The sequence below is a fragment of the Mesorhizobium sp. M5C.F.Ca.IN.020.32.2.1 genome, assembly GCF_004023105.1.
In the GTDB taxonomy this organism is placed as follows: Bacteria; Pseudomonadota; Alphaproteobacteria; order Rhizobiales; family Rhizobiaceae; genus Mesorhizobium; species Mesorhizobium wenxiniae.
Map to the genome: position 1 here is coordinate 1 of NZ_RZSX01001685.1, position 432 is coordinate 432.

Annotated in this window: 1 protein-coding gene; it reads right to left on the reverse strand. The window is 60.2% G+C overall.

Annotation, left to right across the window (positions count from 1 at the left end; all coding sequences use genetic code 11):
* Window positions 1–357 (reverse strand): FAD-dependent oxidoreductase (locus EOA86_RS41655; protein WP_348633396.1); only part of this gene is annotated, 357 nt, incomplete at its 3' end.
* Window positions 358–432: the final 75 nt, after the last annotated feature.

The window sequence follows — 432 nt, forward strand, 5'->3', positions numbered from 1 at the left end:
ATATTGGAGCACGCGGGTGATAGAGGCCGACGACCGTAACTGGCCGACCAGCCCCGCCGCATGCCATGTGGAGCCCGAAGTCAGTTTGCCCTGTTCCAAAAGCACGACATCGGCCTTGTGGTCACGCGCCAGATGATAGGCCGTTGAACAGCCGATGATGCCGCCGCCGATGACGACGATCTCGGCGTGAGCGGGCAATGTCATGACTTCTGTCCGTATTTCGTTCGGTAGTTTTCCAGCGCGGCATCGAGCCGCGTCAGGTTTTCGTCGGTATAGGCAACGTAGTCGATGCCGGGCGCGTCGAGATAAAGTTCGGAAACCATGCTCCACATCGCCTCGCGCAGCAGCGATGCGCATTGCATGGCCGCATGCGAGCGGCGGATCGCCTCGTCCGGCTCCTTCATGAAATAGGCAGTCAGGAAGGCGAAGGAC